Annotated in this window: 12 protein-coding genes; 9 read left to right on the top strand and 3 right to left on the bottom strand. The window is 63.1% G+C overall.

Annotated elements, in window-relative coordinates; genetic code table 11:
- Window positions 1–356: 356 nt before the first annotated feature.
- The 5 genes from AAF563_02740 to AAF563_02760 all read left to right on the top strand — a co-directional run bounded on the left by AAF563_02740 (window position 357) and on the right by AAF563_02760 (window position 8,599).
- Entirely contained in the window at window positions 357–1,508 is a 1,152-nt protein-coding gene (locus AAF563_02740; protein MEM7120166.1) for an efflux RND transporter periplasmic adaptor subunit, read from the top strand.
- A 15-nt stretch (window positions 1,509–1,523) separates the two neighbouring features.
- Window positions 1,524–4,745, top strand: a complete 3,222-nt coding sequence (locus AAF563_02745; protein ID MEM7120167.1) for a multidrug efflux RND transporter permease subunit — start codon at window positions 1,524–1,526, stop codon at window positions 4,743–4,745.
- A gap of 72 nt (window positions 4,746–4,817) precedes the next feature.
- Window positions 4,818–5,735 carry a methylisocitrate lyase gene (gene prpB, locus AAF563_02750; GenBank protein MEM7120168.1) on the top strand — a complete coding sequence of 306 codons (918 nt, stop codon included), beginning with the start codon at window positions 4,818–4,820 and terminating at the stop codon, window positions 5,733–5,735.
- A 77-nt stretch (window positions 5,736–5,812) separates the two neighbouring features.
- A complete protein-coding gene (locus AAF563_02755; protein MEM7120169.1) occupies window positions 5,813–6,922 on the top strand; it encodes a dimethylsulfoniopropionate demethylase in 1,110 nt (369 codons plus the stop codon).
- A 195-nt stretch (window positions 6,923–7,117) separates the two neighbouring features.
- Window positions 7,118–8,599 (top strand): hypothetical protein, encoded by a 1,482-nt coding sequence (locus tag AAF563_02760; GenBank protein MEM7120170.1) that lies wholly within the window; start codon window positions 7,118–7,120, stop codon window positions 8,597–8,599.
- A 39-nt stretch (window positions 8,600–8,638) separates the two neighbouring features.
- Here the strand turns inward: AAF563_02760 and AAF563_02765 are convergent, their stop codons facing one another.
- The 3 genes from AAF563_02765 to AAF563_02775 are packed head-to-tail and all read right to left on the bottom strand — an operon-like array spanning window position 8,639 to window position 9,940.
- Window positions 8,639–9,103 carry an SRPBCC domain-containing protein gene (locus AAF563_02765; protein MEM7120171.1) on the bottom strand — a complete coding sequence of 155 codons (465 nt, stop codon included), beginning with the start codon at window positions 9,101–9,103 and terminating at the stop codon, window positions 8,639–8,641.
- A complete protein-coding gene (locus tag AAF563_02770; protein MEM7120172.1) occupies window positions 9,103–9,600 on the bottom strand; it encodes an SRPBCC domain-containing protein in 498 nt (165 codons plus the stop codon). The genes AAF563_02765 and AAF563_02770 overlap by 1 nt, the downstream gene beginning before the upstream one ends.
- A complete protein-coding gene (locus AAF563_02775) occupies window positions 9,584–9,940 on the bottom strand; it encodes a metalloregulator ArsR/SmtB family transcription factor (protein ID MEM7120173.1) in 357 nt (118 codons plus the stop codon). Before AAF563_02775 ends, AAF563_02770 begins: the two co-directional genes overlap by 17 nt.
- A 148-nt stretch (window positions 9,941–10,088) precedes the next feature.
- Between AAF563_02775 and AAF563_02780 the strand changes: the two genes are divergently transcribed.
- The 4 genes from AAF563_02780 (at window position 10,089) to AAF563_02795 (ending at window position 13,543) form a co-directional block, all read left to right on the top strand.
- A complete protein-coding gene (locus AAF563_02780; GenBank protein MEM7120174.1) occupies window positions 10,089–10,544 on the top strand; it encodes an SgcJ/EcaC family oxidoreductase in 456 nt (151 codons plus the stop codon).
- A 128-nt stretch (window positions 10,545–10,672) separates the two neighbouring features.
- Entirely contained in the window at window positions 10,673–11,101 is a 429-nt protein-coding gene (locus AAF563_02785; GenBank protein MEM7120175.1) for a nuclear transport factor 2 family protein, read from the top strand.
- A 150-nt stretch (window positions 11,102–11,251) separates the two neighbouring features.
- A complete protein-coding gene (locus AAF563_02790) occupies window positions 11,252–12,808 on the top strand; it encodes a trimethylamine methyltransferase family protein (protein ID MEM7120176.1) in 1,557 nt (518 codons plus the stop codon).
- A gap of 231 nt (window positions 12,809–13,039) precedes the next feature.
- On the top strand, window positions 13,040–13,543 hold the full coding sequence (locus AAF563_02795) for a GNAT family N-acetyltransferase (protein MEM7120177.1): 504 nt from the start codon (window positions 13,040–13,042) through the stop codon (window positions 13,541–13,543).
- Window positions 13,544–13,559 lie beyond the last annotated feature (16 nt).

The raw sequence follows: 13,559 nt of genomic DNA on the forward strand, positions 1-13,559 counted from the left end.
CAGCTTTGATCGCATGGCGGACATGCGTTGTTTGCAGACGACACGATAAATCAAGGCTCACCCTGGCGCGAAACCGAAAATTGGCGATCACATTTTCGATCATCCCGCCACAAAGCGGCGGCGGGGTCTTTATCTTTGCCGGCTTGTGCATCAAGTATGGCACTTGGCCCGTGGGGGATTGGATCGGCGCTGCACACGTCGTGTGTCGTCGCTTCACATGGACCGCTTGTTGAGACCACAAACTGGCAGCCGCTCCGGCAGCCCGGCACCTTGTCGTGCGGGTCTTCTGGTCGCTGCACGCTTTGATTCAACAGGGATGATTTGCCATGGAGAATGGGCTGATTTGGCGATTTCGAATGCCAGGGGCGCGGTCCGGCTTGCTGGTGAGCGCCGTCGCCGGCGCGTTGCTGTTGGCGGCATGCGATAACGAGCCCAATGAGGCGCGCGGGGAACCACCGCCGCCACCCGCCGTGACCGTCGCCCATCCTGTCGTCAAAAAGATCGTAGAAGATGACGAGTTTGTCGGTCGTTTCGATGCGGTCAGCGAGGTCGAGGTGCGCGCCCGCATTGGTGGCTACCTGCAGACCATCCAGTTTGTCGATGGCGATATCGTGGAGCAAGGCGACCTTCTGTTCACCATCGACTCGCGACCCGTCGAAGCCGCCCTGGCCGAAGCCCAGGCCGAACTGGAGAGTGCGCTGGCCGCGCTCAACAACACGCGAGACGAACTGAACCGCGCCGAACAGCTGCTGGAGAGCGGCAACATATCGATCCAGACCGTCGACGAGCGGCGCCTCAACTTTCTTGCTGCCCAGGCGCGGGTCGCCGCCGCCGAGGCGGCCGTCCAGCGCGGCATGCTGGACCTTGAATACACGCAGATCAGCGCACCGTTGACCGGGCGCATCGATCGCAACTACCTGTCGGAAGGCAACCTGGTCGAGGCCAACGCCACGGTGCTGACCAGCATCGTCAGCACCGATCCCATCTATTTCTACTTCGACATCGACGAGCGCACGTTCCTGGCCTATGCGGATGACGCGCGGGCGCGCGGCACCAATCTGCAGGAAGGTAGCGGTCTGCCAGTCGTGATCACGCTGGCCGACAACGGCGATTCCGTGTTCCCCGGCGAGCTCGACTTCTCGGAAAACCGCGTCGATCCGGAAAGCGGCACCATGCGCGTGCGCGCCGTCGTGCCCAACCCGGACCTGATCCTGCTGCCCGGCCTGTTCGGCCAGATCAACGTGCCGGGATCCCTGCCCTATGACGGCATCCTGCTGCCCGACGAAGCGATCGCCAGCGATATGGACCGGCGCATCGTCTTCGTCGTCGACGAGGAAGGCGTCGTCTCGGCGAAACAGGTCCGGCTTGGCCCCAGGATCGACGGCTACCGCGTCATCCGCGACGGCCTGACCGGCGACGAACTGATCGTGGTCGCCGGTTTGATGCGCGTGCGGCCCGGCGCCACGGTGACGCCGGAGATCATCGAACTGCCTGACATCGCGGAATAGGCGCGGACGTCGGCCATGAAGTTCGCCCATTTCTTCGTCGACCGGCCGATCTTCGCGACGGTTCTGTCGCTGGTCCTGATTATTACCGGCTTGATCGCGTTCGTGCAGTTGCCGGTGTCCCAGTATCCCGAGATCTCGCCGCCGACCGTCGTGGTCGAGGCGGTCTTCCCCGGCGCCAACGCCGAGACCGTCGCCGCCACCGTCGCGACGCCGCTGGAGCAGGAGATCAACGGCGTCGAAGGCATGATCTACATGTCGTCCTATTCGACCAGTGACGGGCGCGCGCAGATCACCATCACCTTCGGTCTGGGCACCGACATCGATCAGGCGCAGGTGCTGGTACAAAACCGCGTCGCGGTCGCCGAGCCGCGCCTGCCCGAAGAAGTCCGCCGCCAGGGCGTGACGACGGCAAAAAGCTCGCCCGACCTGATGATGGTCGTGCACATGCTGTCGCCGGACGAAACCTATGACCAGCTCTACGTCTCCAACTACGCCCGCGCGCGGGTGCGCGACGAACTCGTGCGCCTTCAGGGCATCGGCAACCTGCTGCTGTTTGGCGAGCGCGAGTATTCGATCCGCGTCTGGCTCGACCCCGACAAGCTGGCGTCCTATGGCCTGACCGCCGCCGATGCGATCGCCGCCTTGCGCGAACAGAACGTCCAGGTCTCCAGCGGCGCCATCGGCGCGCCGCCGTCGCCTGATGACACGGCGTTCCAGGTGACGATCTCGACCCAGGGCCGGTTCTCCGATCCCCGCGACTTCCGCAATATCATCGTGAAGTCGACTGACGACGGCCGCACGGTCAGGATCTGGGATATCGCGCGGGTCGAACTGGGCGCGCGCGACTACATCACCAACAGTTACCTCAACGGCAAACCGGCGGTCGCGCTCGGCATCTTCCAGCGGCCCGGCACCAACGCGCTGGAAACCGCCGATCAGATCAAGGCGACCATGGCGCGCCTGGCCGAGGATTTCCCGCCCGGCCTTTCCTACGAGATCGTCTACAACCCCACGGAGTTCATCGAGCAGTCGATCGACGCGGTCTATATCACCCTGTTCGAAGCGGTGATCCTGGTCGTGCTCGTTGTCCTGATCTTCCTGCAGTCGTGGCGGACCGCTCTGATCCCGATCGCCGCCATCCCGGTCTCCCTGATCGGCACCTTCGTCTTCATGGCGGCGATGGGTTTCTCGATCAACCTGCTGACGCTGTTCGGTCTGGTGCTGGCCATTGGTATTGTCGTCGATGACGCGATCCTGGTCGTCGAAAACGTCGAACGGAACGTGCGCGAAGGGCTCTCTCCGCGCGAAGCCGCGCACAAGACCATGGACGAGGTCGGTTCGGCCATCATTGCGACCTCCGTCGTGCTGGCTGCGGTCTTCGTGCCGACCGCCTTCATCCCCGGCATTACGGGTCAGTTCTATCAGCAGTTCGCCGTTACCATCATCGTCTCGACGGCGATCTCGACCTTCAATTCGCTGACGTTGTCGCCCGCGCTCGCGGCGCTTCTCCTGAAACCCCACGACGCCCCGAAACCGAAGTTCTTCCTGGCACGCGCGGCGGCCTGGTTCGCCGGTCGTTTCAACGCCGGCTTCGACCGCTTCAGCGGCGGTTATGCCGCCACCGTCAAGCTTCTGGTCGGCGGCAAGGTCATGCGGCTTGGCATGATGCTGGTCTTTGCCGGCCTGCTCTATGGCACCTATCAGGCGTTCCAGTCGGTGCCGCGCGGCTTCATCCCACAGCTTGACCAGGGCTACGCCATCGTCGTCGTCCAATTGCCCGACGGCGCTTCGCTGAACCGCACCGACGAGGTCGTCCTGCGCGCGACCGAGATCGTCAAGAACACGCCGGGCGTCAAGAACGCCGTCGGGTTTGCCGGCTTCTCCGGCGCGACCTTTACCAACGCGACGAACGCCGGCGTCATCTTCGCCGCCTTCGAACCGTTCGACACGCGTCTGGCCGACGACCAGCCGGCGGGCTCGATTATCGGCCAGCTCTATGGCGGCCTGCAGCAGATCCAGGAGGCCTTCATCATCGCCATCCCGCCGCCGCCGGTGCGCGGCGTCGGCAATGCCGGCGGTTTCAAGCTGATGTTGCAGGAGCGCGAGTCCGCCGACATGAGCCGCGTGCTGGGCCTTGCCTATCAGTTGATGGGATCCGCCAATCAGGACCCGAACCTGACCTCGGTCTTCACCACGTTCAGCGCGTCGAGCCCGCAGATCTTTTTAGAGATCGACCGGACTCGCGCGCAGATCCTGAACGTGCCGATCGAGCGCATCTTCGAGACGCTCTCGATCAACCTGGGCACGACCTATGTGAACGACTTCAACGCCTTTGGCCGCGTCTATCAGGTGCGCGCCCAGGCCGACACGCCCTATCGCCTGGAAATCGAGGACATCGAGCAGTTAAAAGTGCGCGCCGATAACGGCGCCATGGTGCCGCTCGGCACGCTGGCCGATGTCCAGCTCGTCTCCGGCCCCGACCTCGTGCAGCGCTATAACCTCTATACCGCCGTGCCGCTGCAGGGCGAGGCCGCGCCCGGTGTCTCGTCTGGCGACGCACTCGATACGATGGAGGTGCTGACCGACGCCTCACTGCCGCCGGGCATGAGCTATGAGTGGACGGAACTCGCGTTCCAGGAACGCCAGACCGGCGATACCGCCGTCTATATCTTCATGCTCTCGGTGCTCTTCGTCTTCCTGGCCTTGGCCGCCCAGTACGAAAGCTGGGTCCTGCCGCTCGCCATCATCCTGATCGTGCCGATGGCCGTGCTGTCGGCCATGCTAGGCACCATGGCGCGCGGCATGGACAACAACATCCTGACCCAGATTGGCCTGGTCGTCTTGATTGCGCTGGCCGCCAAGAACGCGATCCTTATCGTCGAGTTCGCCAAACAGGCGGAGGAGCGCGGGCTGGATGTGGTCGCCGCCGCGGTCGAGGCCTGCCGCCTGCGCCTGCGCCCGATCTTGATGACGGCGTTTGCCTTCATCCTGGGCGTCGTGCCCTTGATGATCGCCACCGGCGCGGCCGCCGAGATGCGCCAGGCACTCGGCACCACCGTTTTCTCCGGCATGCTGGGCGTCACCTTCTTCGGCCTCATCCTGACACCGGTCTTCTACGTCGTCCTGCGCCTGATGGTGCGCCGGCGCGACAAGAAGGAGATCGCGGCCGAACCGCCACCGGAACCGCCGGCCGGAGAGCCGGCTGGCGGAACGGCGTCAAGCGGCGCGGCCAAGTGAGGATTTTGAGATCGATCTAGCGTTTCCCCGGCGGCGGCACCATCATCGGTCTGCCCCGCGTAAGGAAATGCCATGCCCTATCTGGTCGCCGCCGATCTGCCGAGACAAGCCGCCGGCGAGACCTTTCGCGCCCTGGTTGGCGCTGACGACATCCTGCGCCTGCCCGGCGCCCATAACGGGATGGCGGCGCTGCAGGCCAGGGCCGCCGGTTTCAAGGCGCTCTATCTCTCCGGCGCGGCGATGTCGGCGTCCATGGGCCTGCCCGACCTCGGCCTAGTGACCATCAACGATGTCTGCTTCTTTATCCGCCAGGTCGCCCACGCCAGCGGCCTGCCCGTTCTGGTCGATGGCGACACCGGCTATGGCGAGGCGCTTAACGTCATGACCATGGTGCGCGCGTTCGAAGACGCGGGCGCGGCCGCCGTTCATATCGAAGACCAGCATCTGCCGAAGAAGTGCGGGCACCTGAACGACAAGCATCTCGTCGACGCACACGATATGGCACACAAGATCGCGGCTGCCGCCAAAGCGCGCCGCCACCTCTACGTCATCGCGCGAACTGACGCCGCGGCCAGCGAAGGCGTCGACGGCGTCGTCGCCCGCGCCAGGCTCTATGTCGAAGCCGGCGCCGACGCCATTTTTCCCGAGGCGCTGACCAGCGCCGACATGTTCAAGACAGTCGCCGATCGCCTGCCCGGCGTGCCGCTGCTCGCCAACATGACGGAGTTCGGCAAGACACCCTATCTGACCGCCGATGCGTTTCGCGAACTAGGCTACCGCATGGTGATCTGGCCCGTCTCGTCCCTGCGCGTCGCCAACAAGGCTCAAGCAACCCTCTACGCGACGCTCAAACGCGACGGCGAGACGCGCGCCATGCTCGACGCCATGCAAACGCGCGAGGAACTCTATAACCTGCTCGACCTCGCCGGTTACGAAGCACTCGACACATCCATCGTCGCCAGCGTGCCGCCGCGCCCGGGCGACAGGTAGGTTCGACGCTAGAGAGTTGCCCGTCACCCTGCGGGCGTCTATACGCGCGGGGTCACTTCGCCGGAGTCGTCGCTGTCATGACATCACCGATCATCGCCCTATCGCGCCGCTTGCGCCGCACGCCGTTTTCGCCGCGCGTCGAAGCCGCCGGTGTCAAAGGGTTCACCGTCTACAACCACATGCTTCTGCCGACCGCCTTCGTCTCGGTCGAGGACGACTACCGGCATCTCAAAGACCACGTGCAGGTCTGGGATGTCAGCTGCGAACGTCAGGTCGAGATCAAGGGGCCGGACGCCGCGCGCCTGGTGCAGTTGATGACGCCGCGGGATCTGGCAAAGGCGCGGGTCGGACGCTGCTTCTATGTTCCGCTCGTCGATGAGACCGGCGGGATGATCAACGACCCCGTCGCGCTGAAGCTGGCCGAAGATCGGTATTGGCTGTCTATCGCCGATTCCGACGTCGTCCTGTGGGGCAAGGGGCTTGCTACCGGCATGGGGCTCGACGTCAGCGTCGAGGAGCCGGACGTCTCGCCGCTCGGCGTGCAGGGACCAAAGGCCGACGACCTGATGGCCCGCGTGTTCGGCGATGCCGTGCGCGAGATCCGCTTCTTCGGTTTCGCCCTCCTCGACTTCCGTGGCCACCCCCTGATCGTCGCGCGCTCGGGCTGGAGCAAGCAGGGCGGCTTCGAGATCTATCTCGACGACTTCTCGCTCGGCCTCGACCTGTGGGACGCCCTGATGGAGGCGGGCAAGCCGCTCAACGTCCGCGCCGGCTGCCCCAACCTGATCGAGCGCATCGAAGGCGGTTTGCTGTCCTATGGCAACGACATGACCTACGAGAACAACCCGTTCGAATGCGGCCTCGACAGGTTCTGCAATCTCGACGCACCGACCGAGTTTCTGGGGCGCGACGCGCTTCAGGCCGTCCACGACAAGGGCCCGGATCGCCTGATCAAAGGCATCCGCATCGACGGCGAGCCGGTACCCGCCTGCGTCGACATCTGGTCGGTCGCTGTCGACGGCGCCAGCGTCGGCATAGTGACATCCGCCGCCTGGTCACCCGACCTCAGCACCAATGTCGCCTTCGCCATGCTGGAGCGTGGCCACTGGGATGTCGGGCACGAGGTCGCGGTCGAGACGCCGACGGGAACACGGTCCGGCACCGTCGCCGACATTCCGTTTATCTAGACGGGCAGCCCGCCGACCCCACTTCCTCTCCTCGCTTCTGACGGTCGGTCTTTCTGGCCGGACGCAATCGACAAGAGCACTGCACGCGTTAGACGCGCTGTTTCCAGTGCCGTGCGCGCAGCGAACTAGAGTTATTGAAAAAAATAATAGACAATCTACAATAGCGTGTATCCAGTCGATGTGGGGGGCGCATTGATGGTACTCGACAAGATGATCTCAAGTTCTGTTGTCCTGGTGTTGTTCCTGGGCGGTTGCGCGCTTTCGGATACCGGAGCCGTCGACTATCGGACCACGGATCTAAGGGAACCGTGGGAACAGGACGAGTTGGACGAGCGGTTGGGCTCACCTTCTCGGTCCGGCGATACCGACATCATGCTTCCACTCGACCTGGTGTGGCGAAACTGGTCGCCCGACAGTTTGGACCGAGAGATCGAGGCCGGGGACTCGGTCGCGATCAGGCTTCAACAGGCCTATATCGAAGATTGTATCGAAGGTGGCTTCGACCCGACCGATGGTTGGGGCCACAACTGCGAGATTGCTGTCATCGTAGACGTCTTCGAGTTTGACGGATCAGCCCAGCACGACTTCGATTTCTCTGCCGAAGGCAAGGAACGCGGTCGTGTGGTCTACTATTCCGAAGACGTCGTGCCCGGCCAGCACCTCAACTTCAACAACATGCCGATCTACGGACCGATCGAATACAATGGCGGGCCGATTGGCATGAACATCTTCATTCTTGAGCTGGAAACCGAGAACGCCCAGGCGTCGGCCCTCTTGGATACGTTGGCCTCGATCGGTGGGATGGCTTACGCGCCGGCACAGCCAATATTCAATGCCCTTAACAGCCTAGGCTCGGCCTTGCTGACAGGCAGTACTGACGACACCAACTTCGAGTACGCCGTGACATTCGATCCCGACTCCAACGGTGCATACCCGTACGCTCGTCTCGCCGTCGGCGATTACATCTTTGTGCGCGAACAAGACCGCAGCGCTGAAACGCCGTGGGACATGCTGACCTACGATCAGAACACAGGCCGCCTGTTCTACAAGACCAGCCGCTACAATGATGACGGAACACTTCTTGCCCGAGCCGGCGACCCCTTTTTGGAGAGCACCTACATCTCCATCCAAATCAACAAGAACCTCTCGTCCGTACGGCTCGACCTGTCGCAGAACACTTATGGTGTGTTGCGGGCGAAGCTTGACGAAGCCGATGCGGCGGCGGCGAACCGACTGAGCGAAGCCGGACAAGACATTATCAAGGAAACCGCCACGCTCCTCACCATGCGCCGGCAGATCGTCGTGTTTGACGAGGCGCGATCGCAACTCAACATCATAAGGCAGGCACAGCTGGACCCCGAGAACGCAGCGCTCGTAACGGCTGCCCGGCAGGCCGCCAACAGTCTGCTGTTGACGCTCAGCAGCGCCATCACGGCGACCAACAAACTAGCCGAGACCGAAAATACCGATCAAGACCAAGTCACGGATGCACCAGATCTCAATGTAACCCAGATCAAGTACCTTCTGAGCAATCTGGAAGCGATTGCTGGTGTTACAGACCTGGCGCAAATGTCTCTGTTCGAGATTAAGACCTTCCCTGTTGATGATATCGCAAAGATTTACAACTTGATTGAGTTCTCTAATCCACCTGGCTCTGAGCCTTCTGGTGAAGGTTGACGGAACGACGCGGCCTCATCTTGAGGCAACCAATCTTGATCACCTCATCGAAGCCTCGGCCAGCACGCCGTCCAACAGAACGAACATCTGCGTCCATTCCTTATTGGTGAAGTCGACAAACTTCGCCCAGTAGGGATGCAAGTCGTGGTGCAGTGTCAGCACACAGCCCTCACCGTCCGGGGTGATCATCACCGTCAGCAAGTCAGGTGCCGACGGTTCCTCGGCGGTCCAGAAGCGGAAGACGAGACGGTGCGGACGGTTGATTTCCAGATACGTGCCTTGATGTTCAACCGTCTTGCCGTCGCGCTGGTCGACAAAGACGAAGGAACCGCCGACGCTGGCGTCGATCCCGACGCGGCTGATCGCGCTGCCTGGCGAGGTGAAGAGCCAGCGGCGCGCGACATCCGGGTCAAGCCAGGCATCGAATACCTCTTCAGGTGCCGCGTCGAAGCGGCGTTCGATGGTGACGCGGACCGTGTCGCCGCTCGCCGCCGCACCGCCCATCACACCCTCACGGTGGCGAGATAGTCGCCCAGTTGCTCCAGCCCCTTTGCCCAGTGGCCGGCATAGCCGGTCTCGTCCGCTGCCGCGCAGGCACCTGGTGTCTTGAACCGTGTCTCAACGGTCAGGCGGGTCTGATCGCCTTCCTCGGCGAAGGTCACGCGGACCTCCGCACCCGGCGGCATGCCGGCGCCGCCGGCGTTGCGGTCATCGGGCGTGCCGTCATAGACGATGCGCTCTGGCCGGACGACCTCGCGAATGGTGGCGCTGCTTAGATAATCGACTCCGTCCGGCGAGCGCACGACATGACGAAAGTTGCCGCCGGCACACAGCTCGATCGTCGTGTCACCGACCGACCAGCCGGCCGGGAACCACCAACGGCGCAGATGGGCGGGATCGGTCCAGGCCTCCCACACAAGGGTGCGCGGTGCATCCAAAAGGCGCGTCACGACGACATGGGTGTCTTCGGTATCCACGGTGCGTTCAGCGTTTGCGGCCATGGTTCTTCCCCTTGGTTTTCAATTCGACCAGATAGTCCTCCAAACGATCCAGGCGGCCCTCCCAGATGGCGCGCTGTTCGGCGATCCAGGCTTCGGCGGCCGACAGGTTCTTGGCGTCCATGGCGCAGGTGCGCACGCGTCCGGTTTTTTCGGAGCGAACCAGGCCGCTCTCTTCCAGCACCTTCAGATGCTGAAGAAAGGACGGCAGCGCCATATCGAAGGGCTCGGCCAGTTGGCTTACCGCCTGGGGGCCACGGCTGAGCTGGTTCAAGACGGCGCGGCGCGTCGGATCGGCCAGCGCGTGAAAGACGGTATCGAGATCGGCTTGATAGTTAGGCATTTACCTAACTTAAAGATGGCCCGGGCTTGGCACAAGAAAAAAGTTAGGTGATTTACTAACTAAATCACCAGCGCCCGTGGCGCGCGGCCGTCCGGCCTCTGCTATCATCGCTGCCACCTTGGACGTCACGCCATCTGGGAGCACCATCATGAACAAGCACCTTGTCGCCGGGGCCCTGGCCCTATGCGTCACCCTGCCCGCGGTTGCCGCGCGCGCCGATGACGACGAAGACGAAATCCGCGCCGCCAGCATCCAGTTTCAGGAGAGCTTCGCCGCCGCCGACGCGGCGTCCGTGGCGTCGTACTACACCACCGATGCGGCCCTGCTGCCCGCCGGCGGGCCGCGGGTCGAGGGCCGACAGGCCATTCAAGACTACTGGCAGGCAGCCATGGACGCCGGCATCGCCGATCTGCAGCTCAACACGCTGGAGATCGAAGACGACGACGATCTGGCCTACGAGTCCGGCACCTATTCGCTCTCCACGCCGATGGAAGACGGCACGCTTGGCACGGTCACCGGCCACTATCTGGTCGTCTGGGAAGAAGGTGACGATGACCTGTGGCGCATGCATCGCGACATCTGGAACATCGACGCCGCCCAGTAGAAATCGAGGCGATGGGGCTGCTGGCGGCCTGATACGTCGCTCGCCAGGACCACACGGCCCAACGCGGCTTGATCGGCGCACGAACCAGCGGCACGATTGCCATGCGCAGACGGGAGAGGACTGAGACAATGTCACAGGCCAAGCAGATCACGCATGACTTCGACGGACGACTTCAGAAGATCTTTCAGGAGTTTTTCTTCAACTGGTTCTTCTCCTCGAAGATGAGCGACCAGGACATCGTCGATACGTACATTGCCGACGACTTTCATGCGATCATCGACGGCGTTGAACTGAACAGGGACGACTTCGCGCAACGGGTCAGCCTGATGCGGCGCTCGGCGGTTATCGAAAGGCAGGAGTTCGTCCAAATGATGGAACAGGGCGATCGCCTGTTCAGCATGCACGTGGTCAATGGCCAGTCGCTTAAGACCGACAGCGCCTTCAAGACACGCGCCATCGCCCTCTTTGTATTCGACGGCGACAGAATCAAGGATGCCTATCTGAACAGCGCGACTGAGGGCGATCCCCGCGACGCCGATATCGCGTTCCGCCACTAGAGCGGATCGCGACTTATCAGAGCCACTGAGTGTCTCTGATAAGTCGCGTGAATTCGCTCCAGAGCAACGCGCGTGCGGCATTAAGCCGCAGGACGATGCCAATTCCCGCGCGAATGGCGTAACGTGGATGCCGGTCAGGGATCGGCAGCCATGGCGGAACCAAAAGACGATCTGAGCGCGCGACGGCGGGGACGGCGAGAACGTCGCCAGGCTGGCGGCGACGCCGTGACGGCGATACCGCAACTGGCCTGGAACCAGCCGCGCCGCCCCTTTCCGGCCGTCGACCTGATTTCGGCCGACGAGCTCGAGTCGATCCATCAGGCCTCGCTCAAGGTGCTCGAAGAAATCGGCATGCAGATCTTGCTGCCCGAGGGCCGTCAGATGCTGCAAAAGGCCGGCGCCCTGGTCGACGGCGAGATGGTCCGCATCGGTCGCGACGTCGTCGAGGCCTCGATCGGCACGGCGCCGGAGGAATTCACCTGGCACGCGCGCAATCCCGACCACGCGCTTCGTATCGGCGGACCGTGGATCGTGTTCACGCCGGTTGGCGGTCCGCCCAACTGCTCCGACCTCGACAACGGGCGCAGGCCCGGCCTGCTGGCCGACGCCGAGGCTTTCCTCAAACTCAGCCAGGCCTTCAACATCATCCATATGGCCGGTCCCGGCGTCGACGCGCTGGACGTGCACCCCTCCATCCGCCATCTGAAGGTCGGCCGCGCACGCGCCATGCTGACCGACAAGGTGGGCTTCACGTCGTCGACAGGACGCCACCGGCTTTATGACGGCATCCACATGGCGCGCATCGCGCGCGGCGTTTCCGAAGACGATATCGTCGATCAGCCCTCCGTCATCACCGTCGTCAACACCAACTCGCCGCTCAAGCTCGACGGGCCGATGACCATGGGCATCATCGAGATGGCGCGCATGGGTCAGATCTGCTGCGTGACGCCGTTCACGCTGGCCGGCGCCATGGCGCCCGTCACCATGGCGGGTGCCCTGGTCGAACAGAATGCCGAGGCTCTGGCCGGCCTGACCCTGCATCAACTGGCGCGGCCCGGCGCGCCGTTCATCTATGGCGGGTTTACATCCAACGTCGACATGAAATCGGGCGCGCCCGCCTTCGGCACACCGGAATACATGAAGGCCTGTTTGGTCGGCGGCCAATTGGCGCGGCGCTACCGCCTGCCCTACCGCACCTCGAATACCAACGCCGCCAACGCGGTCGACGCCCAGGCGGCCTATGAAAGCGTGTTCTCGTTATGGGGCGCGATCATGGGCGGCGGCAACTTGATCGCCCATGGCGCCGGCTGGATGGAAGGCGGTCTGGTGGCAAGCTTCGAAAAGTTCATCGTCGACATCGAACTCCTGCAGACGGTCGCGGAGTTCCTGAACCCACTCGACACCTCCGATGCCGCGCTCGGCCTCGACGCCATGCGAGAGGTCGGCCCCGGCGGCCACTTCTTCGGCGCCCAGCACACCCTGGAGCGCTACACCAGCGCCTTCTACGCCCCGCTCGTCTCCGACTGGCGCAACTTCGAACAATGGCAGGCCGCCGGCTCGCCGACCGCGGAGACGAAAGCCAACAAACTTTGGAAACAGGTACTCGCCGAGTTTGAAGAACCGCCCATGGACCCGGCAATCCGGGACGCATTCGACGCCTTCATCGCTAAGCGCATAGAAGAAGGCGGCCAGCCAACGGATTTCTAAGTCCCCGCACCCCGGCTCAACCCACGCAGTGCGCCGCCATCAGCACGACAATTCTACGTCCTCTGCAGAAAGAACGCGCATGGCCGGTTGAAAATCCAACCGGACAGATCATGTCTGTGTGCTGAAACTGCCGCCGGCACGCTGAACCGTCTGCTCGATCAGCGGAGCCGTCCATGGAGGGAGACGTTGACACATTGGTCATGCCGGCCAGCCCGGCGCGATGAGGCATCCGTGATCGAGGCGCTGCAGGTTCGCTGTGCAACGGCGCAAGAGGGCGGGTTCTACACCACGAACGAGATCCGATCCTATTTGCGTGAGATCGGCACGTTCGACATGGCTCTGATCGAGGACGGCACCTATTACGTCGTCGAGCTTGATGGACACGTCATTGGCTGCGGCGGATGGAGTGCGCGCACGACACCTCGCGCGGTGGACGATGCGGACATCGACGTCAGGTCCGCGACTCCCAGGATCCGAGCGATGTTTGTCGACCCGCGTCATGCGCGCAACGGTGTCGGCCGCGCCATGATGGCCCATATCGAGCAGGCGATCCGTAACGCCGGATACGACACCGTGGTGTTGACCGCGATGTTATCGGGTGTCGCCTTCTACCACGCACTCCGTTATCGCAAGATCGCCGACAATCCCGTCACCCTGCCTAGCGGGGTGTCCTTGTTCTCGATTGACATGTTGAAGCAGTTCGACGAACCGGGTCGCCACATCGCGGCATCCTGACGCACAGTTACGGTCC

This window comes from Pseudomonadota bacterium (assembly GCA_039028155.1).
Taxonomy (GTDB): Bacteria; Pseudomonadota; Alphaproteobacteria; order SP197; family SP197; genus JANQGO01.

Bases quoted from the DNA above. Each gene is read 5' to 3' on its own strand.
- AAF563_02740 (MEM7120166.1), top strand. From the start codon at position 357: ATGCCAGGGGCGCGGTCCGGCTTGCTGGTGAGCGCCGTCGCCGGCGCG.
- AAF563_02745 (MEM7120167.1), top strand. From the start codon at position 1,524: ATGAAGTTCGCCCATTTCTTCGTCGACCGGCCGATCTTCGCGACGGTT.
- prpB (MEM7120168.1), top strand. From the start codon at position 4,818: ATGCCCTATCTGGTCGCCGCCGATCTGCCGAGACAAGCCGCCGGCGAG.
- AAF563_02755 (MEM7120169.1), top strand. From the start codon at position 5,813: ATGACATCACCGATCATCGCCCTATCGCGCCGCTTGCGCCGCACGCCG.
- AAF563_02760 (MEM7120170.1), top strand. From the start codon at position 7,118: ATGGTACTCGACAAGATGATCTCAAGTTCTGTTGTCCTGGTGTTGTTC.
- AAF563_02765 (MEM7120171.1), bottom strand. From the start codon at position 9,103: ATGGGCGGTGCGGCGGCGAGCGGCGACACGGTCCGCGTCACCATCGAA.
- AAF563_02770 (MEM7120172.1), bottom strand. From the start codon at position 9,600: ATGGCCGCAAACGCTGAACGCACCGTGGATACCGAAGACACCCATGTC.
- AAF563_02775 (MEM7120173.1), bottom strand. From the start codon at position 9,940: ATGCCTAACTATCAAGCCGATCTCGATACCGTCTTTCACGCGCTGGCC.
- AAF563_02780 (MEM7120174.1), top strand. From the start codon at position 10,089: ATGAACAAGCACCTTGTCGCCGGGGCCCTGGCCCTATGCGTCACCCTG.
- AAF563_02785 (MEM7120175.1), top strand. From the start codon at position 10,673: ATGTCACAGGCCAAGCAGATCACGCATGACTTCGACGGACGACTTCAG.
- AAF563_02790 (MEM7120176.1), top strand. From the start codon at position 11,252: ATGGCGGAACCAAAAGACGATCTGAGCGCGCGACGGCGGGGACGGCGA.